Source organism: Microcoleus sp. Pol10D4 (assembly GCF_036701555.1).
Taxonomy (GTDB): domain Bacteria; phylum Cyanobacteriota; class Cyanobacteriia; order Cyanobacteriales; family Microcoleaceae; genus Microcoleus.
In genome coordinates, this window is record NZ_JAUBRA010000025.1 from 54,620 (window position 1) to 75,923 (window position 21,304).

At 44.1% G+C, this 21,304-nt stretch carries 21 protein-coding genes; 6 read left to right on the forward strand and 15 right to left on the reverse strand.

Going from position 1 to position 21,304, the window contains the following annotated elements; genetic code table 11:
• Nucleotides 1-113: 113 nt before the first annotated feature.
• From QUA36_RS14770 to QUA36_RS14810, 9 genes are all read right to left on the reverse strand, one after another.
• Nucleotides 114-1,277, reverse strand: coding sequence for an NDP-sugar synthase (locus tag QUA36_RS14770; protein ID WP_333458220.1), 1,164 nt, complete (start codon nt 1,275-1,277; stop codon nt 114-116).
• Nucleotides 1,278-1,751: 474 nt separating this feature from the next.
• On the reverse strand, nt 1,752-2,567 hold the full coding sequence (locus tag QUA36_RS14775; protein WP_333158151.1) for a segregation/condensation protein A: 816 nt from the start codon (nt 2,565-2,567) through the stop codon (nt 1,752-1,754).
• A gap of 87 nt (nt 2,568-2,654) precedes the next feature.
• Nucleotides 2,655-3,044 (reverse strand): LapA family protein, encoded by a 390-nt coding sequence (locus QUA36_RS14780; protein WP_333158149.1) that lies wholly within the window; start codon nt 3,042-3,044, stop codon nt 2,655-2,657.
• Between the two features lie 199 nt (nt 3,045-3,243).
• The gene (locus tag QUA36_RS14785) at nt 3,244-4,068 is read right to left on the reverse strand and encodes a DUF3153 domain-containing protein (protein WP_333458221.1); all 825 of its coding nucleotides are present in this window, start codon (nt 4,066-4,068) and stop codon (nt 3,244-3,246) included.
• Between the two features lie 242 nt (nt 4,069-4,310).
• Nucleotides 4,311-5,615, reverse strand: a complete 1,305-nt coding sequence (locus QUA36_RS14790; RefSeq protein ID WP_333458222.1) for a TldD/PmbA family protein — start codon at nt 5,613-5,615, stop codon at nt 4,311-4,313.
• A gap of 219 nt (nt 5,616-5,834) precedes the next feature.
• Nucleotides 5,835-10,064 carry a tetratricopeptide repeat protein gene (locus QUA36_RS14795; protein ID WP_333454458.1) on the reverse strand — a complete coding sequence of 1,410 codons (4,230 nt, stop codon included), beginning with the start codon at nt 10,062-10,064 and terminating at the stop codon, nt 5,835-5,837.
• Between the two features lie 146 nt (nt 10,065-10,210).
• The gene (locus QUA36_RS14800) at nt 10,211-10,534 is read right to left on the reverse strand and encodes a hypothetical protein (protein ID WP_333158141.1); all 324 of its coding nucleotides are present in this window, start codon (nt 10,532-10,534) and stop codon (nt 10,211-10,213) included.
• A gap of 5 nt (nt 10,535-10,539) precedes the next feature.
• Nucleotides 10,540-11,061 (reverse strand): tetratricopeptide repeat protein, encoded by a 522-nt coding sequence (locus QUA36_RS14805; protein ID WP_333345848.1) that lies wholly within the window; start codon nt 11,059-11,061, stop codon nt 10,540-10,542.
• Between the two features lie 47 nt (nt 11,062-11,108).
• The gene (locus QUA36_RS14810; RefSeq protein ID WP_333454459.1) at nt 11,109-11,468 is read right to left on the reverse strand and encodes a single-stranded DNA-binding protein; all 360 of its coding nucleotides are present in this window, start codon (nt 11,466-11,468) and stop codon (nt 11,109-11,111) included.
• Nucleotides 11,469-11,798: 330 nt separating this feature from the next.
• On the opposite strand from QUA36_RS14810, the gene QUA36_RS14815 reads away from it, so the two are divergent.
• The 3 genes from QUA36_RS14815 (at nt 11,799) to mreD (ending at nt 14,263) form a co-directional block, all read left to right on the forward strand.
• Nucleotides 11,799-12,806: a rod shape-determining protein gene (locus tag QUA36_RS14815; RefSeq protein ID WP_015174156.1), complete on the forward strand. Its 1,008-nt coding sequence runs from the start codon at nt 11,799-11,801 to the stop codon at nt 12,804-12,806.
• A gap of 87 nt (nt 12,807-12,893) precedes the next feature.
• Nucleotides 12,894-13,700, forward strand: a complete 807-nt coding sequence (gene mreC, locus QUA36_RS14820; RefSeq protein ID WP_333454460.1) for a rod shape-determining protein MreC — start codon at nt 12,894-12,896, stop codon at nt 13,698-13,700.
• Complete coding sequence (mreD, locus tag QUA36_RS14825) at nt 13,697-14,263, forward strand: rod shape-determining protein MreD (RefSeq protein WP_333458223.1); 567 nt, start codon at nt 13,697-13,699, stop codon at nt 14,261-14,263. Before mreC ends, mreD begins: the two co-directional genes overlap by 4 nt.
• A 101-nt stretch (nt 14,264-14,364) precedes the next feature.
• Here mreD and QUA36_RS14830 read toward each other — a convergent pair whose 3' ends face one another.
• Nucleotides 14,365-15,156, reverse strand: a complete 792-nt coding sequence (locus QUA36_RS14830; RefSeq protein ID WP_333458224.1) for an HAD family hydrolase — start codon at nt 15,154-15,156, stop codon at nt 14,365-14,367.
• Nucleotides 15,157-15,402: 246 nt separating this feature from the next.
• Between QUA36_RS14830 and argB the strand changes: the two genes are divergently transcribed.
• Together argB and QUA36_RS14840 are read left to right on the forward strand one after the other, a co-directional pair.
• Nucleotides 15,403-16,314, forward strand: coding sequence for an acetylglutamate kinase (gene argB / locus QUA36_RS14835; protein WP_190663671.1), 912 nt, complete (start codon nt 15,403-15,405; stop codon nt 16,312-16,314).
• 163 nt (nt 16,315-16,477) lie between these two features.
• Nucleotides 16,478-16,741, forward strand: coding sequence for a DUF4926 domain-containing protein (locus tag QUA36_RS14840; RefSeq protein WP_333158127.1), 264 nt, complete (start codon nt 16,478-16,480; stop codon nt 16,739-16,741).
• A gap of 94 nt (nt 16,742-16,835) precedes the next feature.
• Here the strand turns inward: QUA36_RS14840 and QUA36_RS14845 are convergent, their stop codons facing one another.
• From QUA36_RS14845 to QUA36_RS14865, 5 genes are all read right to left on the reverse strand, one after another.
• Complete coding sequence (locus tag QUA36_RS14845) at nt 16,836-17,132, reverse strand: hypothetical protein (protein ID WP_333158125.1); 297 nt, start codon at nt 17,130-17,132, stop codon at nt 16,836-16,838.
• Nucleotides 17,119-17,412 (reverse strand): BrnT family toxin, encoded by a 294-nt coding sequence (locus tag QUA36_RS14850; protein ID WP_333158123.1) that lies wholly within the window; start codon nt 17,410-17,412, stop codon nt 17,119-17,121. The genes QUA36_RS14845 and QUA36_RS14850 overlap by 14 nt, the downstream gene beginning before the upstream one ends.
• Before the next feature lie 266 nt (nt 17,413-17,678).
• A complete protein-coding gene (locus QUA36_RS14855) occupies nt 17,679-18,068 on the reverse strand; it encodes a type II toxin-antitoxin system VapC family toxin (RefSeq protein WP_333158121.1) in 390 nt (129 codons plus the stop codon).
• Nucleotides 18,065-18,403, reverse strand: coding sequence for a hypothetical protein (locus tag QUA36_RS14860; RefSeq protein WP_015174148.1), 339 nt, complete (start codon nt 18,401-18,403; stop codon nt 18,065-18,067). The genes QUA36_RS14855 and QUA36_RS14860 overlap by 4 nt, the downstream gene beginning before the upstream one ends.
• Before the next feature lie 308 nt (nt 18,404-18,711).
• Nucleotides 18,712-20,691: a DUF262 domain-containing protein gene (locus tag QUA36_RS14865; protein WP_333458225.1), complete on the reverse strand. Its 1,980-nt coding sequence runs from the start codon at nt 20,689-20,691 to the stop codon at nt 18,712-18,714.
• A 338-nt stretch (nt 20,692-21,029) separates the two neighbouring features.
• On the opposite strand from QUA36_RS14865, the gene QUA36_RS14870 reads away from it, so the two are divergent.
• Entirely contained in the window at nt 21,030-21,236 is a 207-nt protein-coding gene (locus QUA36_RS14870; RefSeq protein WP_333158117.1) for a type II toxin-antitoxin system VapB family antitoxin, read from the forward strand.
• Nucleotides 21,237-21,304: the final 68 nt, after the last annotated feature.

A 21,304-nucleotide genomic window follows, 5' to 3' on the forward strand; every position in this document is an offset into this window, starting at 1 on the left:
TGTAGGGTGAAACCTAAGCACCTTACCAGAATTAAAAGCTGAGATCATAAATGTAAAAGTAGGGTGCGCCTAGCGCACCTTACCTTGAGTAATTACCAATTAGCAATTAGCAATTATGCACCATGACCGAGAATTTCAGATATCGCCCGCCTCTCTTCTCCGTGTTGAGTCGGTAAAACTTGGCGAGCATCAGTAATCAGCCAATCGAGAGCCGCCGCTTGCAAATCGATCGCAGCGCCAGTTTTATCAACGCAGTAGCGCCCGAACACCAGTTTGTCCACCAACCGCACCTCCGGGCCCAAACGGGAATACTCAAAAATCACGCTGTTTTCCACAGTGGCGCCACTACAAAGCCAGCAATTTGGGCCAATCATTGTCGGGCCGATAATTTTTGCTCCATCCTCAATGATCGTCATCCCCCCAATGTAAACAGGCCCAGTAATATCAACCTTATCCCAGTTAACAGCTACATTCAAACCAGCGTAAATGCCAGGGCGTACTTCAATTCCCGGAATCGAAACATTTTTAACTTGTCCCAGCAGCACGCTCTGAATTGCCCGCCAATAGTCAGGAACTTTGCCGATATCCACCCACTCAAAGTCCATGCTAATCCCGTAAAAAGGCGCGCCTGCTGCTACTAGCGCGGGGAATAACTGCGAACCAATATCGTATTCCTCGCCCGAAGGGATGTATTTGAATATTTCCGGTTCAAAAATATAAATACCAGTGTTAATGTCGGTACTCAGAGCTTCCTCTACAGAAGGTTTTTCTTGGAAATCTTTAATTTTACCAGACTCGTCTGTTACCACCACTCCATAACTAGGAACTTCCTCGCGGGGAACCGATTTCATAACAATAGTAGCGATCGCCCCTTTTTCCCGGTGCCACTTCACAGCAGCAGTCAAGTCCAAGTCAATCAAAGCGTCGCCGCACAGCACCACAAAAGTATCGTCAAAAAACGGCGAGAAGTCTTGAATTCGTTTCATGCCACCAGCCGAGCCGAGAGCCTCTCCAATCATTTCTCCCTCCTCAATTCGCCCTTCAAAAGAATAGCCAATTTGTACGCCAAACTTTTGACCGTCGCGGAAGTAGTTTTCAATCACGTCTGCCAGGTGGGAAACATTGACCATAATCTGGTCAAATCCGTGCTGGCGGAGCAATTCCACCAAAAACTCCATCACTGGCTTTTGCAGGATGGGAATCATCGGTTTGGGTATTGTCTGAGTAATAGGACGGACGCGAGTGCCTTTACCGGCCGCCAGAATCATCGCTTTCATTCTTAACTTCCTCAACCCTCTGTTATCTGTTAACTGATATCAACTGAACAATTAGATGCTAGCGGTTGCGATCGTCGAATCGATCGAGCACAGCAAAATCCTGACCCCGCCCAAAAACGGGTACAAGTTTCCGACGCGAGCGTTCGGGTCGATTTCAAAATTTTAGACGCTAGTTCAAGCTCTCAGATTCAATGCGAAAGTAAATCTAAAATCTAAAATCTAAAATCTAAAATCTAAAATCTAAAATCGACTGACCTGTTTATAGGCGCCATCGTACCAGGCTATCAATCATTTATTCCGAATTTACCTAGATTTAAGAAACCAAGTATCGGGAACCAGCAATAACTTCACACTCCCGCTCTCCGCATCCCAGACTCAGCAACAGAATGCCATAGAGCAAGATTCTGCCTGGAATCTTAACCGACGCAGTGGCATTGTTATTAGTTTCCCCCGAGAACCTAATACCCTGCAAGCTCAAAGCGCGCGGATTTTGAGGTCTTGGTAAAACTCCTCTTGAAGCAACTCTACTTTAGACTGAGCCGATAGCAGCAACAACGCCCAAAAAATACCCACGCGGTCATGATTTGGCAAGTTAACTTCCCCAGTCGATACCGGGAGTTCTGGGTTGACAGGAGAGTGCAAATCGTTATGATGCCAGAGTTCCAGCAATTTGTCTAAGTCGAGCCAACCCTCGTCTATTTCCGCGCCCCGCTGAGCCAGAAACCGTTCGAGTTCGCTAGCAGTTTCTACGAGATTTTCTTGGTGAGCTAGCTCAAAGATAGCCTGGGCCGCTTGCGATCGCATTTTTGAGGTAGGGCGGCGCCGGGGGGTAACTGTCTGCTGCTCCATTGCTGCTTTCATTAGCTGCAACTGCTCAATCAGTTCTGGGAGAGTCACCGGGCGTTTTTGCGGTAGTTGAGCTACACCGCGACGGCGCAATTGCCGCTCTAAGTGCTGCGGCAAGTGTCGCCCGCCTGAGTGCTCTGCGTCTTCTACTGCCGGCTCGTCGGCGTCGGGATTCGCGGGGGGTTCTGAGAGGACGATACTTTCTGCTTTGAGCAAAACCAGCATTGAAGCGTACAAAAACGCTTGGCCGGAGTGGGACAAATCCGAGAAATCCTTACTCTGATCTGCATCGCAGGCGTTCGTAAGCTTACTCAGACATCGATCGAACACTTCAATTACCTTAACGTCCCAAGGATCAATTTCTCCCCGTTCCGCTAGGTCAATTAAAATTGCGATACCCTCGGAAATCGTTTCTAAGCCATCTTGGTCTCGGGAAACGGTCATTCGATTTTAGATTTTAGATTTTAGATTTTAGATTCTAGATTTTAGATTTTAGATTTTGCCTCTGGGAAGACGAGAGAGCATATCAAGTTAATTGGCGGTTATTTCAGCAGCTTTTGCCTCAATGGCTGCTATTTCTAAACTTATCGGTTCTGCACTTTCTAACAAAGGTTGTTGGACTTCTACTTCGGCTTTATAGCGTTCCAGATTTTGTTCTAATTCTTGAATCCGCTGCTCTTTTTCGCGAACTTGGCGCATCTCTTGGCGCAACGCAAGGGTTCGCTGCATTCTCGACCACAGACTGAACAGCCACGCTAGTGTTGCCCCTAATCCGGTCGCTACAATTAGTTCTACGCACAGCGGAGCTTTAACTTGGACGCCTTCGATAACTTGAATCGCGACTGACTGTGTATTTTCGATGCTGAAAAATACTAGAGCCAAGCAAATCAGAAAGATGAAGAAGAAATTTAGCGCTCGCATTTTCTCTGTTCCTAATTCTCAATTCAGGTTAAGCAAATTCTTGGCCCATCGTCAACTGTCTTTTGGCAGATGCTGCCAGTTTTTTTGATAACATCAAATGGGTCAATTAACCATAATATCCGGGGAGGGGCGGGCTTATTGGAACTCAGAGAGTTGATTGAAGAGATTGGTTAACCCGCCCCTGCAGGACATATCCTCTTTAGGTTTGGCCGATGTTTTGCGGTTTCTTGCCGATTCCAAGTGCTGGCAATATTTTATATTTCAAAGCAATGCCCGCCGCCACAAATAAGGCAATAATCAGCGCCCCAATTCCTACGGGACTGGGAATCCAGAATATCGCCTCCAAATAGTTAACTTCTCCGGGTTTGAGCTTCCAAACTAACTGTTTTCCTTGCTGATAGCTTTCGGGAACCAGCGCACCGGCGACAGTTTCAATACTTTCGGCGCCCCAAGGCGTGTTCAAGCTAAAGTCTAGCTCCAAAAGTCCCCCCGGACTCAGCAGCAGACTGCCATTAGAAGAAAGCAGTGAAAGAGAGCGCAAATCCAATTCCAAACTCAACCGATTTCGCAGCACCAATAACAAATTATTCTGCTTGACATTCAGGTGAGATTCAAACTGCGGCAAATCGGTTTCTAGCGGACTTGCAACCCGAGGTTTTGGGGTTTGTGCGATCGGATTGTAAAATTGGTTGAACTTGTCTTGCAACTCGGCTCCATTATTGAATGGAATCCTCACTAGAACTTCTGTGGGGGAAAGCCGTTTAGTTTGTCCGTCCAGCAACCTCACCCGGCGTTCTACGCTTTTCAACCATTCTGCAACAGTTTCGCTGCTGAAGCTCGTCAACCTTTCCCCCAGTTTAATGTGCTGCACGATTTCGCCACGAGTTTGACTCTCAAAGTTAACCCCGACATCGTACTGAACGCATCCAGTCACTAGAGTTAAAAGGCAAAAAACCAAAGGTAAAAGAAAGAAAAAGTGCTTTTTCTTCTTCCGAGTTCCATCCTTGACATTTTGCTCTTTCATTGTACCTTTTTCCCTGTTTTTTCCTATTTGCATGAATTAGCAAAGCGTTGAATTGCCGGCACTGTTTCTGTGTTTTTATTTCCATGTCTGGACTTGCGAACCCCATACCCAAAACCAGGTTTATGGGCTACCGCAGGGCGATTTGACAGATGCTTTGTGGCAGAAACCAGTTTTTTTTGAGGTGAGTGCTAAAATTTTTCTAGCAACAGTATCAGCGTCACCTGGAATTAACCGCACTGAACTTATTGCCTCGAAGCTACACCCAACTGTTGAAACAGCATACTCGGCAAATAGGCTGCACCGCCTACCCATTCGGCTTCGCTACTCAAATCTGCCAAATTTTTAAACGCTTCAAAAATGCTGCCTGCCACCATTGTATTCTTGACGCGACCCACAATTTTGCCTTTTTCTACTTTATAGCCTAAGTCCAAATTGACAGAAAATTCCCCAGCTAACTGATTGGACTGACCGGCGCCTAAAACCTGCTCTACTATTAGACCTTCGTCCATGCTAGCAATCAAGTCTTGAGTGGCGGTATTTCCTGGGGAAATGCAAAAGTTAGTCAAATCAGGGCCGGGGCGAGACAATCCGCCACGAAAACCGTTGCCGGTTGATTGTACACCGGCGCGAGCGGCCCACCTGCGATCCCAATAAAATCCGGTGACAGTACCTTTGTCTATCAAGATTTTGCGGGTGGTGGGCGTACCTTCGTCGTCAAAGGGACAAGCAGAAGGGCCTAAAGTGGGGTCTTCAAAAAAGGTAAAGCGTTCGTCAAATAAGGTTTCGCCGATTTTGTCGGCTAGGGGAGAGGCTTTTTGAACTACTGCTTGACCTGAAAGGATGGTATCAAACAAGCCGCCGAGGGTGCTAGCGGCGGCTCTGGGGGTAAATAATACTGGGTAGGAACCGCTGGCGATGGTGGCTGAATGTTCTGCGAGGCGGTATTTTTCGAGGAGTGATTCGAGGATGCTGTTGGTGTCGAGGGGACGATCGCGCGCAACGTCGTAACTGTATGCTTGCATAAAATCTTCTCCCTTTACCAAATTTCCGGCGATCGAGCCGCTGACTATTTGGCTGCTTCTTTCAGCATACAGGTCTTGCGTGGTGGCAATTTTCACGCGGCCACTTCGGACGTGGAAGCCGACATCTACCATAATATCGGGATTGTAGGCGTGAACTTGCTCGATGAGGTTTTTGCCGTTTTCGACTAATTCTTGAGTTGTGGGCGGAGTGTAGGTGGTTTCCGGGCCTTTTAGGTGGAAGTTGGAGGCGAGTTCAAATTCTGCGGGGTCGCCGATTTCGGCTGTTTGAATCGCTGCATCTACTAAATCGTCTATCCGTGTTAAATCTGTGGAACTGGCAAAACCGATTTTGCCATTGTAAATCAGCCGGAGTGCTACGCCTTGCAGTGCTTTGGTTTGCAGGGATTTGAGGCGATTGTTTTCAAATTCGATGGGGGTGTCTTGACTCGACAGGTAGTATACTTCAGCGGCATCCGCGCGCTGAGAGGCCAATTTCAAAATCTGGTCTACGGTTGAATCGCTCACAATAATCGCTTTCTGGTTTGGTCTTTGTTTTATTTTAGCGATTTTGGGTGTGACCAGAAACCGGGTTTTTTCCAAAAACATCGATACACCAAGGAAAAACTGCGAAAAACCCGGTTTCTTCGGTTGTATGCGTGGCCAGAAACCGGGTTTTTTCCAAAAACATCGATACACCACCGAAAAACTGCGAAAAACCCGGTTTCTTAAGTTAGAGTGCATCCATCAATCCCCAGCCATCTGCTGAACCCTAGCAATAATTTCTCTCACTTTGTCCGCCTCGGGCGATCGCAAATGCTGAAAAATGTCCAAAGATTGCTGTAAATAATTCAAGGCTGTGTCAAAATCTCCTTTCTCATCTGCTAACAACTGTCCTAACATTGCGAAAGTATCAGCTTTCCCTTGAACATCGCCAATCTTTTCCTTAAGTTCGAGAGATTGTTCATAAAATGCGCTCGCCTTGGCTACTTCCCCTTGCTTGGCATAAATTCCTGCTAGATTGTGCAAAGTCGCAGCTTTCCCTTGAACATTGCCAATCTTTTCCTTAAGGTCGAGAGATTCTTCATAAAGTGCGATCGCCTTTGCTACTTCCCCTTGAGTCGCATAAATTCCTGCTAGATTGTGCAAAGTCGCAGCTTTCCCTTGAACATTCCCAATCTTTTCCGTAAGTTCGAGAGATTGTTCATAAAGTGCGATCGCCTTTGCTACTTCCCCTTGATCCGCATAAATGCCTGCTAGTTGGTGCAAAGTAGCAGTTTTCCCTTGAATATTACCAATCTTTTCCTGAAGTTCTAGAGATTCTTCATAAAGTGCGATCGCCTTGGCTATTTCCCCTTGATCCGCATAAATTCCTGCTAGTTGGTACAATGTAGCAGCTTTCCCTTGAACATTGCCAATCTTTTCGTAAAATTCGAGAGATTGTTCATAAAATGCGATCGCCTTGGCTATTTCCCCTTGATCCGCATAAATTCCTGCTAGTTGGTGTAAATTAGCAGCTTTCCCTTGAACATCGCCAATCTTTCGCGTAAGTTCGAGAGATTCTTGATAAAATGCGATCGCCTTTGCTACTTCCCTTTGATTGGCATAAATTATTGCTAGACCGTGCAAAGTAACAGCTTTCCCTTGAACATCGCCCATCTTTTCCTTCAGTTCCAAAGATTGTTCATAAAATGCGATCGCCTTGGCTATTTCCCCTTGATGGGCATAAATTCCTGCTAGATTGTGCAAAGTCGTAGCTTTCCCTTGAAGATGGCTAATCTTTTCGTAAAGTTCAAGAGATTCTTCATAAAATGCGATCGCCTTGGCTACTTCCCCTTGATTCGCATAAATTATTGCTAGATTGTGCAAAGTAGCAGCTTTCCCTTGAACATTGCCACTCTTTTCGTCAAGTTCGAGAGATTCTTCATAAAGTGCGATCGCCTTTGCTACTTCCCCTTGATTGGCATAAATTCTTGCTAGACAGTGCAAAGTAGCAGCTTTCCCTTGAACATTCCCAATCTTTTCCTCAAGTTCGAGAGATTGTTCATAAAAAGCGATCGCCTTGGCTACTTCCCCTTGATTGGCATAAATTACTGCTAGACAGTGCAAAGTAGCAGCTTTCTCTTGAACATCGCCCATCTTTCCCGTAAGTTCGAGAGATTGTTCATAAAATGCGATCGCCTTGGCTACTTCCTCTTGCTTGGCATAAATTCCTGCTAGTTGGTGCAATGTAGCAGCTTTCCCTTGAATATCGCCAATCTTTTCCGTAAGTTCGAGAGATTGTTCATAAAATGCGATCGCCTTTGCTACTTCTCCTTGATTGGCATAAATTCCTGCTAGATTGTGCAAAGTAGCAGCTTTCCCTCGAACATCGCCAATCTTTTCATGAAGTTCGAGAGATTGTTCATAAAATGCGATCGCCTTGGCTATTTCCCCTTGATTGGCATAAATTATTGCTCGATTGTGAAGAATGGCTGCTTTTACTCTTTCGTCGGCGGGCGGACACTCATCTAGTGCTTGTTGGTAATACTTTTTTGCTGCATCCGTTTCACCCAATTCAGATTGAGAACGAGCCAAACTGTGGAAAATGCGATAATTTGGAAAAACTGCTAAAGTCTCATCGCAAGTTTTCACAGATTCGCGAAATCGACTTTGATTACTCCACCGATGTGTCAAAAACTCGGCAATTTCTACCGAAATATTTTCCACTTTTCCCAGCATCGCCAACCGATGAATTTCTAACCCCTTTTCCTCGGTAGAATATTCCGCTTCCTCCAACCAGAGACGATACAAAACCTCAGCCGCTTGTCGATGCAAACCTTCGCTATCCTCCGGCAAATTTAGCGACAAAATCCGGGGTACTCGCAGCGATGAATCTGGACTGACTTCTAACAAGCCCAAGGCTATGGCGCGGTTGATATTTTTGTCAATATCGGCAATGCTGGTACAAACAGCGGCGATCGCTTCCCCCGGCACTGGTAACTGATAAACTAATGCCAACTCCAGCAGATTTGTCAATTTAGGTGATAGCTGCTTCAACAATTCCTGATTCAAAATATCTTCGCGAAACTCCGCAGTTGTCTTCTCGATTTGTGCCAAAATCGCAGTTACATCCAGTTGTTCAGCTAGCAACACCAAATTCAACCGTTCCAACAACCGAGGATTTCCATCTGCCAAATTCTGTGCTGGCGATTTCAATTTCTCATCCACCTTAGATCCTGGCGCAAAAGCCTCAAGCTGACTGCATTTTTTCTGCAAATCTGCGCCTTTAAAACCATCCAAAGACTGCTTGTAGAAATCCCGCAACAGCCGCGAATCAAAATCGTAACGACAAGTGAGAATTAAACGGTGAGGCGCATTAGTTTCTTGAATTGCCCAAACCAAAGCCTCTAAAATCCTTGCCATTTCCGGCAGTAACACATAATCGCCACTATTTGGTCGCGATTCTAAATTATTTTCAAAATCATCCAAAACCAACATAAACGGCTTCCCATTCCCGCCTGAACCCGTTTTATCCGAGGACTCTGCCATTTCTTCCAAAGCCCAAAATAGGTCGCGCAAGCGATATTTCAACTCCTCATCATCTCGCTGCAAAGCTGATCGCTGCAACTTCTGTAACTTGTCGCCCAACTTACTCAGCAAACTTGCTTCATCAACTTTTCCCGACCAAACAATCTTATCAAATTCCGTCAATCTGTCGCACAATCTAGAAGCCAAACTACTTTTACCCAAACCTCCCATGCCGTAAATCAAAACACCCACTTGAACCGAGGGAAATTTTAATTCTTTCAAACAGTTTTGAATTTGCCGCCGCCGTCCCACAAAAGCTTCGCGAGTTGGGACTTTTACCTGCTGCCCCGCAGCATCCAAAAACTGCTCTGTAACCGTCGGTTTCGGTGCGCGTTTCCGCCCGCGAGTCCTCACAGTCGTAACCAAATTGATCGGCATATTTCCCGCTACATAAAGCCGCAACAAATGCCAATCTCGCGCCTGGTGAGCAATTAAAGCTTGATAAGTAGAACCCAAAGCCTCCGTCAATTCGTAACCTGCCGCCAAGCTCTTATATAGCGCTGCTGCGGCCGCCGTCGCATCCTCTTCTCTCACCTTTTTGCCCCAACCCAAAACAGCTTTAGCGCCGAAACTCAGCAACTCTTCAGCCAAGGAAGGAATCAACCCCGATTTGCCACGCTGTCCCGTCCGACAACCCGACATAAATAGTAGTTTAGGAAGACGAAATCTCAATGAAGTAGCGATATCTTGACCGCTAGCTGGATAATTTTTACCAGTCTCTGTTTCGGTATAAAAACGCGGTTCACCGCTATCATTAATAGTACCATGACCTGTCAAATGGAAAACATCAAAATATCCCTTGTCATGACTATCAATTAAATATCCCAATTCCGTCAAACAGCCACTTTCTTCAACTATTAGGGCTAAATCTTGCCTCGCATCCTTTGTTGCTTTCAGAATCAATCCTTCTTCCTTCTCGAAATCCAGCACATCTTCTACATCCAGCGGCGAAGCTGCCATAAATAAGAGATTCAGCGCTCTATTTTCCGGCATGGCTTCATCAAGTGACAACTTTTTAATGCTGTCCGAAGACATCCAGCGAACCGGCACAATGGGCTGGGGCTTTGCTACCAAAAAACTCTGGCCATCGTGCAGCACTTCCCAAGGCAAATGAGCGAGTCTTTCTGCCGTTGCGATGGCTAAAATAATGCTTTCTCTACCCAACTCTGCAATTTTCCGAGAAAACAGGCGTTCGGTGCCATCAAGCCAGTCAAATAAACGTTTTCCCGTCACAGGATAGCTTTCTGGTAGAGCCACATAATAGTCTTGTTCGGCAAGTTTAATTAAATCGGCAATTTCTGTCAGACACAGCCGCCTCGATTCATAATGATTGGGATTGTCTAAAAAATAGCGAAATTCAACATAATTATCTTGAACAGTTTTGAGGTCTAGGTGTATAATTTTCACAGTTATAATTTATATTTTGCATAAGATTAAAGTTGAATACGATTTTATTTTTATTTTCCCGGATATTTTGCGATTTAGTTCGGATATCTCTACGTCCCGATTACGAGGTTTCGTAGGGGCGGTGCCCTGGTGCCCGCCCTCTCCGTTTATTCGTCCAGGATTTGCTTAATTTGGTCAATGGTGGCATTTTCCAACAGCAACCGACGCCCGCGCCTACCAACAATTAAAACTTTCTCAATTTTTTTACCAGATTTGCCTTTTTTGTATTCTTGATACCACTTGCGAATTTGTTCTGCTATGGCGAGAGTTCCGCCAGCAATAGCTACAATAGCGCCAACAGTTGCTAAAATTCCCTCTTTTTCATCATCTCCCACCGTTTCCCAATTTCCCGACAAGCCAGAAATCGCAAACAATTCTTCCGTAGCCGCAACTGCATCTTGTCCTTCGACGCTGATTTGAATATCTGCCATTACTTTTAATAACTAAGAAATAAGCCACCTAAAATTAGCCCGATCGCAATTAACGCTACCCAAATAAACCTATTATCTTTCGTATTAACCTGGCTCAAATCTACAGGCTCTGGTACGACTGGCTTGGGTTTAGCGTACTTGATATCAGCGTTCGGATTGGCTTGAAAACTGATTGATTGATTTTCATCTAAAGCTGCCAAATCTGGGATTTTCACCATCCATTCAGGAGGGATAGTGAGTTTAGGAGCTTCGAGAATGAACAGCAAGCGCTTTGCTTGCTGGCGGGTTTCTTGGCGGGGATGGCGGGTGAGCTTGCGGCAAAGCTCGATCGCCTTTTCTGTATTGCCAGAGGCTTCGTAGGCTGTCACTAGCCACATCTGTACCTCACCGCCCAACCGGGAATTTCGATCGACTAAACCGGTAGCTGTTTCTAAACTCTGCACAGCTTGAGCATACCGGCCACTCTCAAAAGCTACTTGCCCAGCTTGGTACTCAGTTTGAACAATTTCTAACTTTTCTGAAGTCACGAGCACCCACCCAATTCACAAATGTTAATTCCCTAATTCCCCAAACGCTAGAATTCGCTGTTGTGTTGCGACATACCCGACTCATTGTCGCGCTTGGAACCCAGCAAGTCTAATTGCTCTACTCTAATTACTGGCATTGAGCGATTAGCTCCTGTACTGCGGTCTTGCCAGCGATCAAACTTCAAAGAGCCTGTCACTCCAATTTGAGCGCCTTTGCGAACGTAATCAGCAGCGATTTGCGCTGTTTTGCCCCAGATTTCTAGAGTAAACCAGTCTGGTTCGTCGTTATTGCGCGATCGTCTTCTCACTGCCAGCGTCAACTTGCATAGGACTGTACCCGACTCAAAATACTTCACGTCCGGGTCGCCGCCGACGCGGCCTACTAAAGTCACAACATTAAGACTCATAAACTTTTTTGGGAATGTGGTCGATCGGTGATGTAGTTAAACAGTCCACACGCGCATTAGCCTCCAAACTGAACTTGGAACAACGCTTGTGAGGCTTCATCCTGATTGTACATCGAGTTAGGAGAACATATTGATGGTGGATGATTGGCAAGTCTGCGCTCAACCTGAGCTCGACAATGTACATTTCTGACTAGACTCAGGATGAAAAACGTAATAGAATCCACCTCGGTTACACTTTTGTAACAACATTATTGCACACAATAGTATTTTAGTTTTTGGGGGGGGTACGAATCAGTGGGTCTTCTCAATCGATTTTCGTTATCTAGAGATATGGGTATCGACCTCGGTACTGCTAACACGCTCGTTTATGTATCGGGCCAAGGTATTGTTCTGCAGGAACCTTCTGTAGTGGCGATCGACCAAGATTTAAAAATACCGCTGGCTGTTGGAGAAGAAGCCAAAAAAATGCTCGGCCGCACGCCAGGGAATGTCATAGCACTGCGCCCGCTTCGCGACGGGGTAATTGCAGACTTCGATACGGCAGAACTCATGCTTAAGACTTTTATCCGCAGGGTTCACGAAGGCCGAAGCTTAGTTTCGCCACGGATAATTATTGGCATCCCCAGTGGTGTCACCGGAGTCGAGAGGCGTGCTGTCATTGAGGCGGCGACTCAGGCTGGTGCTAGAGAAGTACGGTTAATTGATGAACCCATCGCTGCGGCGATCGGGGCTGGGCTGCCTGTTGCTGAGGCGACTGGCAATATGATTATAGATATAGGCGGAGGTACGACGGAAGTTGCGGTTTTGAGTTTGCAAGGTACGGTGATCAGTGAGTCTGTGCGGGTAGCCGGCGACGAACTCAATGAGGCGATCGTCCAATACATGAAAAAAGTTCACAATTTGGTCATCGGCGAACGCACTGCTGAAGAAATTAAGATTCAGGTTGGTTCTGCATATCCAACTCCAGAGGATGACGATGTAATGATGGAAGTGCGGGGCTTGCACTTACTGTCGGGTTTGCCACGAACTGTTACTATCAAAGGCCCAGAAATTCGCGAAAGTATGTCGGAACCGCTTTCAGTAATTGTGGAAGCTGTCAAGCGTACTTTGGAACGCACCCCCCCGGAATTAGCAGCAGATATTATTGACAGGGGAATTATGCTGGCTGGTGGTGGCGCGCTGATGAAAGGTTTAGATACTCTGATCAGTCACGAAACAGGAATTGTCACTCACGTGGCAGCAGATCCGCTGTGCTGCGTGGTTCTGGGAACTGGTAGGGTATTGGAAAACAAACAGTTGGAACGGGTTTTCAGCGGGCAGTCGTCGCGTAATATGTAGTTAACAAATTTGGGATTGTGGATTTAGAAATACGGCTGCAATCTCAAATCTAAAATCCTGACTTAACAATTTTAGATTAGTGAAATTATGCTAAAAAATACATTCCGAAAGTGGTGGGATCTGCGACTGCCAATAGCTCTTTTAGGTTTAGCTGTAACTGCCGCTTGGGGAGTGCGGCAAACACAAGGTGAGGCAGTATTTGAAGTCTACAATTGGGTGACTCGTCCGTTTCACGCCAACGGCTCTGGGCAAGAGGAACTCATCTCGGCGCGCACTCAAGAATTGCAAGCGCAGGTATTAGAATTAGAAAATCAAAATCAGAAGCTAAAAGAGCTTTTAGGTTACGTTTCGGCTAAGAAACCAGCAGGGATTGTAGCTCCTATTGTCGGTCGCAGCGCCGACCACTGGTGGCAGCAAGTAACCTTGGGGCGTGGCAGTAAGGATGGCATCAAAACAGATTTTACTGTCATGGGCCCCGGCGGTTTGGTAGGCAGGGTTGTCAGCGTTACTCCTAATACTAGCTTGGTGCTGTTAGTCAGCGACGCTACAAGTCAATTGGGTGTGGGAATTACCCGCAGTCGCCACATGGGTTTTATGCGCGGGAAAGGCGGTAATCAGGCTGTGATGGAGTTTTTTGATAATGTTCCCAATGTCAAGCCTGGGGATGTGGTTTCAACCTCTTCTTTTAGTCAGTTGTTCCCTCCTGGTTTGCCGGTGGGAAAAGTGGTTTCGGTGGATATGAATAAAACTCCGGCTCCAGAAGCTGTTGTTGAGTTCTCTGCACCGATGAATGCTCTGGAGTGGGCGGTGGTTTACCCCCACTCTAAGCAAGCCGAAACGAAAGATTTACAGAGTCAATCTTCAGCAGCATCTGAGGGAGCACAGCAACAATGAAAGCTTTATCTCGGATGTCTTCGCGATCGCGCCCATTTCTCAACTTCGCAGTTACATTTCTATCTGTGATGCTGTGCATACTGATATTGCCCACTCGGCTGCCGGGAATGGAATTGCTGGGAATTGGACCGAACTGGCTGTTAATTTGGTTGGTAGCTTGGAGTATTAAGCGGAAACGTACAGTTTGGGGAGCTGCTAGCATGGGCTTGGTTTTGGGGTTTCTTCAAGATGCGATGACGGCTCCTCATCCCAGCCACGCTGTGAGTCTAGTAGTTGTAGGAGTCTTAACAGTTGTTTTGCAGAAAACCTGGTCGATTCCGGTAGATATTGTTGAGAGAGATCCGATTCCGATCGCGCTAATTGTGTTTGGGATGGCGGTGGTAGCGGAAACGGTGATGGGGCTGCAATTTTTTTCTATGGGCGATCGGGCTTTACTGGAAATTTGGAGCTATCACCAGCGAGTGGCTTTGTGTTCTGCTATTCTTAGCAGTCTTTGGGCTCCGGTGATTTATTTCCCGCTCAATCGCTTGTGGGAAATGACCAAAAATGTAGAAAAGCCTTAGTCATTAGTCATTAGTCATTAGTCATTCGTTAACAGTCATTCGTTAACAGTTAACAGTCAACAGTCAACAGTCAACAGTCAACAGTCAACAGTTAACTGTAGTCATTCTACTATTACTTGTTGAGCCGAACCTAATAAGTGATGAACGGCAATAATCAAATCGCTGAGAATGAAATTAGGCTGGTGCTTTTGCAGTTGATAGCGGCTGCGAATTCCGCAGGTAACGGCAATTGTAGGTATTCCCAATGCTTTTCCTGCGAGGATGTCTGCTTCTGTATCTCCGATCATCCAAGCCGAACCCAGGGATGACTCAAATTCTTCTGCCACTTCAGCCAACAATTCAGTTTTTAAGGCTGTATAGTTGTGATAGGCGGCATCCGCCATCTGAGTTCCGCGAATGCTGGTAAACAGTCTGGCTAAACCGTAATTTTGTAACAGTTGAACGGCTTGATTTCTCGGTCGCAGGGTAACTAATATCAGTCGCACGCCGCGGGAGTGCAGAAGTCCGATCGCCCATTGCACTCCCGGCTGGATGCGATCTAAGTGCAACAAGTCTGGCTGATTGACAATCTGACTCACGCATCCGAGAAAAACGTGAATTTCTTCTCCCGACAAGCCGGAACTTTTGGCTATTTCAGCATCGGGCACTCGGTTTTGCTTCATCTGCCAAAACTGCTGTTTGCTGAGGATTTGAAGGTTGAGGTTGATTCCCCGATCGAGATAAGCTGCTTGAGTATCGGCTAATCCCTGTTGATAGGTGGCATAGTAGCGATCGGACACATCGACTATGGGCCCGTCTAAATCGCAAAATACCGTCATCCGGGGGGAAGACTCAGCCTCTGATGGTAGCTTGTACTGAAGGTTTTCGGAGTTTTGGGCGACAGCAGTTAACATAAAACGTTAAGTAAATCTAGGGAGTTATACATTTATTGACTGTAGCAAAAAATGTATAAGTTATAATACATAAATTTTAATGCTTTTATAAAAAAAACCTATGCTTTTTTTGAGGATGGGGTTCAATAAAGGCGATCGGACCTGTGCGTCCATAACTTGAAGGGAAAAAGTGATTTTTGTGGCTGTTAATATGTGCTTTAGCCATTAAAGTTTAGAATTAAGTTTTTAGTCTTTTGTAATTTACCCATGCTCAAACAAAGCGATTTTGTTAGGAATTCGGACACTAATCGAGTAGAGGTGCTGTCCGAAGCACTGCCTTACATTCAACACTTTGCCGGTCGCACCATTGTGGTCAAATATGGCGGTGCGGCGATGAAAGATAGCAATCTCAAAGACAAGGTGGTTCGGGATATTGTGCTGCTAGCTTGCGTGGGGATGCGTCCGGTTGTGGTTCATGGCGGCGGCCCGGAAATTAATATTTGGCTGGAAAAATTGGGAATTGAGCCGCAATTTAAGGATGGTTTGCGGGTGACTGATGCGGCGACAATGGAAGTTGTAGAAATGGTTTTGGTTGGGAAAGTAAATAAGGAAATTGTTTCGTTAATCAACCAAGCTGGCGGCAAAGCAGTGGGATTGTGTGGCAAGGATGCCAATCTGATTCAAGCTCGTCCAGATGGCCGGGAAGGAATTGGATTTGTGGGTGAAGTCAGCGGCGTGAAAATCCAGATTTTAGAGTCTTTGGTGAACAGCGGTTATATTCCGGTGGTGTCGAGCGTGGCGGCGGATGAAAAAGGTCAATCTTACAACATTAATGCTGACACAGTGGCTGGGGAAATTGCGGCTGGTTTGGGAGCAGAAAAGTTGATTTTGATGACTGATACTGCGGGAATTTTAGAGGATTATCACAAGCCAGAGAGTCTGATTGCTAAGTTAGATATTCAGGAAGCGAGACAGTTGGTTGAGTCGGGAGTTGTCTCTGGGGGGATGATTCCGAAAGTTAATTGTTGTGTGCGGAGTTTGGCTCAGGGTGTGAATGGTGCTCACATTATTGACGGTAGAATTCCTCATGCTTTGCTGCAAGAAATATTTACGGATGCGGGGATTGGGTCGATGATTGTGGCTTCTGAGTTTAGCAGCGCGAACTTAAGGCCTAAGTAATGCCTATATCCTAGCGTGGGGAGGGCGGGTGCGTGAAATGGGTAAACTCGCTGCGATTGCGTATATCCTAACTAAACCTGCCCCTAAAAACCTTGAGAAGGTATTTCTGGGGGATTACTTCAACTAATTCTAACCGTTGTTGGATTTCAGCTTTTCTTAAACTATGATCAAACACTTTAGAGTTTTGGATTCTGTTGCGATTCTCAAGCCGATTTCAAATACGCGATTAGCGCTAGTGGAACCAGAATACGCATCTATTTCTAGTTTGCCAGTTGGACTTGTGGGAACTATTATTGAAGTGTATGATACGGAAAAGGAATGTCAGTATTTAGTGGAGTTTGCTGATAGTCAAGGGAGTGAATATGCTATGGCTATGTTGAAAGCTGATGAAATTTTAGTTCTGCAATATGAACTTGCAGTGGCTTAGTAATGTGAGGGGAATAGAAGTTAGATAAGGGCGATCACACTTTGCGAAAAAAGGGCGATCGCCTTTTAGTTTTGTACTTAAATCGCGCCATCATTTAACGTGCTGTTTCAGCTTGAATTTCTCGAATAATAGTTGATATTTCTTCGGCTGACTCAAGGTGTCTAGCTAAAACTTGAGCAGTTTTGTCCAGCAAGCGTTCTGAAAATACTTTAGCTAAGTCTTCCCGTAAACCTTGCCCTATATAAAACTTAAGCAAGGCTTCTACAGACATATCTCGATTTGCCGCTATTTTCTCAAGTGATGCTAAAGTATCTATTGGAATGTTTAGCGAGACTCTTTCCCCTGTACGAGGTCGCACTTGCAATTTTATTTCTTCTTCAGAATTGTTCATATAATTTCCTTTCAGTGCGGGTAGCAGGACGGGAAGAAATGATGCGTATTCGCAAGCTGCGTTCTACATAAACAACCAGTAATAGGCGTTGAGTGCCGGAGTAACCCAGGATAAAGTTACGCTGTTCGTCATTAGCCGTTGCATCTCCCTCCTGATAGAATGGATCGAAAAAAACTTCTGCGGCTTCTTCAAAGCTAACGCCATGCTTTTCTAGGTTAATCTGGAATTTGTTTGTGTCCCATTCAAACTCAACGCCTTGCAGTCTGTACACACTATCCATGCTTCGATATTAACATTATTTAAATAAGAGCGATCGCACTTTGGGAAAAAAGGGCGATCGAGCTTTGACGAGTCTTCGTAGATGCCGACAAACTGACTAAAAAATGAGAATTAAATAACTTCCACTCTTGAAAGTGGGATGGGCGTCCCGCCCGTCCAAAAAGGACGGGCGGGACGCCCATCCCACAATAACAATTAAAATTGTAAGTTATTTAATTCGCGATCCTAACGCAACCTAAAGATTCGTCTTAAGGCATTTTTTACCTGTCACTGAAGAGTCTGTACATCAGGATATGCCAGAATTTTTGCATCAGCAGTTAGTAAGGGACACCCGCAAATCCTCGCAGTTGCCACAATGATTTGATCTGCTGGATCGCGGTGAAAACCTGTGAGTTTAGTTGACTCGACAATGATGGGAATGGTGAGTTCGAGTAGCTGCACTCCGGGATAAGCCAAAGCTTGTTTTAACCACTCATCAACTGTAACGGACAAAGTAAGTCTTCCCATTTCTACTAATTTAGCAACCTCCCAACAAGAAATGATGCTGATTCCTAAACCTTGAGATTGATATTGTTGTATCCAGTCCCGATGTTTCTGAGTCAGTCGTGTGTTATCGTCAACCCACCAAACCCATATATGAGTATCTAGTAAAATCATTGTAACACTTCCCAATCTTCCAAGGAAACCGCAGGTTCAAACGGCTCATCATAGCCAATGACAGTGCCTCGCAAAGGATATAGAAAAGTATTTTTCATGGTTTCATTTACCAAATTTAGATAGCTAATGAATTCTCGATATCCATCCAATTCTGTTTGTTCTTCGGGAGTGAGATTTGATGCTTGTTGTTGAGCTGTTAAAGTTTGAATTCGTTCCTGGGTTTGAATAGAAGCGCTAAATATTAAGAGTCCGTTGACTAACTCTATGCGGACAGAACCTTCGCTGGGCAAGCTGTTGGGTAAGTGAGGCAGCTTGATGGGCAAATTAGCAATCATGGCATTAATTGACTGTATTTGATGTTGATTTTTTAATTATACCGATCGCTCTGTTGAATTTGACAGTTGTTGCCAGGCTGAAATTATAGGGCGATCGCACTTTGGGAAAAAAGGGCGATCGCCCGCGTGAGATTTAGGATAGGATAAGGGCCCACTTTGGTACTTGGGATGACCACCGCCCTGAATCTTTTACCGAGTTTTAGCTTAAGCTATAATAAAGATGGATCTGTCCTGTTAATCTCCGATGACTACACAATCTGTTTCGCGTTATGTCACACGTCACCCTGAAATCTTGCAAGGCGAACCAATTATCGCAGAAACGTTTCAACTTGCCAATCTTCGGAACTTAATCCTACTCTTTCAATAACTTTTAAACAAAATGAATTAATATCTTCAGCAGATAAATTAACTTCAATAAATGCCCCGTTTTCTAGTTGTCTGGAATCTCTTAAATTTTGATCATTCCAATTCACAAAACGAGGAGAATCTTGAACAAGTTTCTGAAACTTATCTTGATCTAAATCAGCAACAATATTTAGGGTAGTTTCCAACACATCACGCCAGGTTTTAACCGTATATTTTTTGCTATTTACAAACAAAAATTTCGGTTTTGTTCCCCTAACTATACCCTCAACTTTTTCTTGTCCCGATCCTTCCCCAAAGTAGGGCCATATTTTCAGGCAAATTTCGGCTAAATCTTCCGATCGCTGTTCAATATCTGCTCTATTCCAGGTTGTTTTTTCTTGAAAATACTGATTTAATTCCAGATGACTTTCTAGTAAAATCTCCCGCTTTTTGGGAAAACGATGATTAGAAAGTTCGGGATTATATCCTGTTAAAGTTAAATTTCCCAGCGTATGTAATAAAAGTTCGTGAGTTATTTCCCAATCTTCCCCTAAAGATTTTTCCCAATCTTTATTTAGCTTTTGGGGCATAATATGTTCAATTGAAAGATTATTGAAAGATACCCCTTCTTTATGACCGAATGATTGTTCCATTGATTCTAAAATTAGTCTAGCCTTTTCTGACTTCTTAACACCATAAAGTTCTACTTCTTTTAACATTGATTTAAACTTCTCGTCCTTGGGATAGTTTTTGCTACTAAGAGTTTCCTTTAATCCCACCATAAAATTTTGATCTATTTTTTGTCTGATTTGACTGTATAGAGAAGGAAACATTTTGTTTAGGGAGTTAGTGGGAAGGTTACAAACAAAACGCCGAATAATAAAATTTTCAAGAATCTTTAAGACTTCGACAAATTCATCAATTGAAAATTTACCTTCGCTGTAATCATCATAACAATTGAGTAGAAATGGATAGACTGTAGTTAATTCTAGTCGTTTGATCCGCATCAGCAAACTATTAATAGATTTATTGGTTTCCTGACTAGGATTAATTAGTTTATTGTAGTAATCAGCAAATTTAGCTAAATCTTCTAAAGATTCTAAAGCATTTTTGACATTAACCCTATCCTTTAATGTCAAATAAACTTGGTCGTTTTTAACTTCCCGACCATATTTCATTAAATAATGACGAATAAACTCAGTCAAATTATCACCTAAAGCAGCTTGCATCGGTTCCCAATATTTGGCATAATTTTTCTGCTGTTCTTCTTCATTAATCTTCATAAAAAAGTAGTTTCTAATTAAGTCAGCTTGACTTAATGGTTTTCCTTTAGCATTTAAACTTTCAAAAACTAAGTGCGGATTTTCGTCTTTGTCTAAAAGAATACTAACCAAGGAAAAACCGCTAATAATGGCTGTTTTAATCAAGCTCAATTCAATGTTTTTCTGACTTATTTTTTTGTCAAAAAAGCGATAACACTCATTAATTAAAGAGGTTTCAGAATTAAGAGAACCATGATCGATAATATGATGAAAACTCCAGCGATCTGCTTGAGTAGGTTGTAGTTTATATAGTTCTAAACCTGTTTCATAAGGATTAATTAGAATAGTATTATTAATTTGCTCTGCTAGTTTATTTGTTTCTTTTTGTTGTTTGGCGCGATCGCGTACAACAGCCAATAAAATTAAAATAGTTGTTAGTCTTTGTTGACCATCAATCAATAAATATTTAGATACTCCTTCAGGTACAGAAATAGTTTGTAATGTGACAATAGAACCCATAAAATGAGGTGTTATAGTTTCCTGTTCTGTCAAGTCTATCAGATCATTCCATAAGTTTTCCCATTGTTGTTTTTCCCAGCTATAAGGACGTTGAAATAGCGGAACAAGATATTGTTGGGTTCCTTCTAGGATTTTTTGTAGTTTAGTTTCTGATGCTTTCATATTTTTTGAGGTATATTTCCAGTAAAGTTATTTAAGGCTTGATGTTAGTGGTTTACCACTACGGCCATTTTTTCAGTCTTTTCTCGTCCGTTGGGTTAACGCAAGAAAACCCAATATTTTTTTCCATCACAATCTAATCAATATGGCAATTATACATGGAAGTTGGTGCATTACGCCGAATCAGGATTTCTTTCTTTGGGGAGAAACTTGGCGACGAGTCACGCCGGAAGTTCTGAGTTCAGATGCGATCGCCCATTGATATATTTTCAGTGTGACACTAAAAATACAGCATTGTTCGGTGACAATTGCGTCATACCCTACTTGCATGAGGAAAATACATGGTAACTACGCTCGAAATTGACAAAACTCTTCTTCAAGAAGCCCTTGATTTGAGTAATCATCCAACACCTAATACATTAATGGAAGCGGCTTTATGCGAGTACATTCAACGTCGCAAGCAACTAAAAATATTGGAATTGCTCGGTACTATTGACTACGATGAAGATTATAACTACAAGCAACAGCGACAAACAAGCGGAAATTAGTTATTAAAATCCGGCGTAAAAAAATTAGACACGTTATTTCCTCGTGTTGAACCGGGACAAGTACAGAG

Excerpts from the sequence above, each read along its gene's own strand:
- QUA36_RS14860 (WP_015174148.1), bottom strand. The coding sequence starts at position 18,403 with ATGATTGCTAATTTGCCCATCAAGCTGCCTCACTTACCCAACAGCTTG.
- QUA36_RS14830 (WP_333458224.1), bottom strand. The coding sequence starts at position 15,156 with ATGTTAACTGCTGTCGCCCAAAACTCCGAAAACCTTCAGTACAAGCTA.
- QUA36_RS14815 (WP_015174156.1), top strand. The coding sequence starts at position 11,799 with ATGGGTATCGACCTCGGTACTGCTAACACGCTCGTTTATGTATCGGGC.
- QUA36_RS14770 (WP_333458220.1), bottom strand. The coding sequence starts at position 1,277 with ATGAAAGCGATGATTCTGGCGGCCGGTAAAGGCACTCGCGTCCGTCCT.
- argB (WP_190663671.1), top strand. The coding sequence starts at position 15,403 with ATGCTCAAACAAAGCGATTTTGTTAGGAATTCGGACACTAATCGAGTA.
- QUA36_RS14785 (WP_333458221.1), bottom strand. The coding sequence starts at position 4,068 with ATGAAAGAGCAAAATGTCAAGGATGGAACTCGGAAGAAGAAAAAGCAC.
- QUA36_RS14855 (WP_333158121.1), bottom strand. The coding sequence starts at position 18,068 with ATGATTTTACTAGATACTCATATATGGGTTTGGTGGGTTGACGATAAC.
- QUA36_RS14810 (WP_333454459.1), bottom strand. The coding sequence starts at position 11,468 with ATGAGTCTTAATGTTGTGACTTTAGTAGGCCGCGTCGGCGGCGACCCG.
- QUA36_RS14775 (WP_333158151.1), bottom strand. The coding sequence starts at position 2,567 with ATGACCGTTTCCCGAGACCAAGATGGCTTAGAAACGATTTCCGAGGGT.
- QUA36_RS14780 (WP_333158149.1), bottom strand. The coding sequence starts at position 3,044 with ATGCGAGCGCTAAATTTCTTCTTCATCTTTCTGATTTGCTTGGCTCTA.
- QUA36_RS14865 (WP_333458225.1), bottom strand. The coding sequence starts at position 20,691 with ATGAAAGCATCAGAAACTAAACTACAAAAAATCCTAGAAGGAACCCAA.
- QUA36_RS14800 (WP_333158141.1), bottom strand. The coding sequence starts at position 10,534 with ATGGCAGATATTCAAATCAGCGTCGAAGGACAAGATGCAGTTGCGGCT.
- mreC (WP_333454460.1), top strand. The coding sequence starts at position 12,894 with ATGCTAAAAAATACATTCCGAAAGTGGTGGGATCTGCGACTGCCAATA.
- QUA36_RS14870 (WP_333158117.1), top strand. The coding sequence starts at position 21,030 with ATGGTAACTACGCTCGAAATTGACAAAACTCTTCTTCAAGAAGCCCTT.
- QUA36_RS14845 (WP_333158125.1), bottom strand. The coding sequence starts at position 17,132 with ATGAACAATTCTGAAGAAGAAATAAAATTGCAAGTGCGACCTCGTACA.
- mreD (WP_333458223.1), top strand. The coding sequence starts at position 13,697 with ATGAAAGCTTTATCTCGGATGTCTTCGCGATCGCGCCCATTTCTCAAC.
- QUA36_RS14850 (WP_333158123.1), bottom strand. The coding sequence starts at position 17,412 with ATGGATAGTGTGTACAGACTGCAAGGCGTTGAGTTTGAATGGGACACA.
- QUA36_RS14840 (WP_333158127.1), top strand. The coding sequence starts at position 16,478 with ATGATCAAACACTTTAGAGTTTTGGATTCTGTTGCGATTCTCAAGCCG.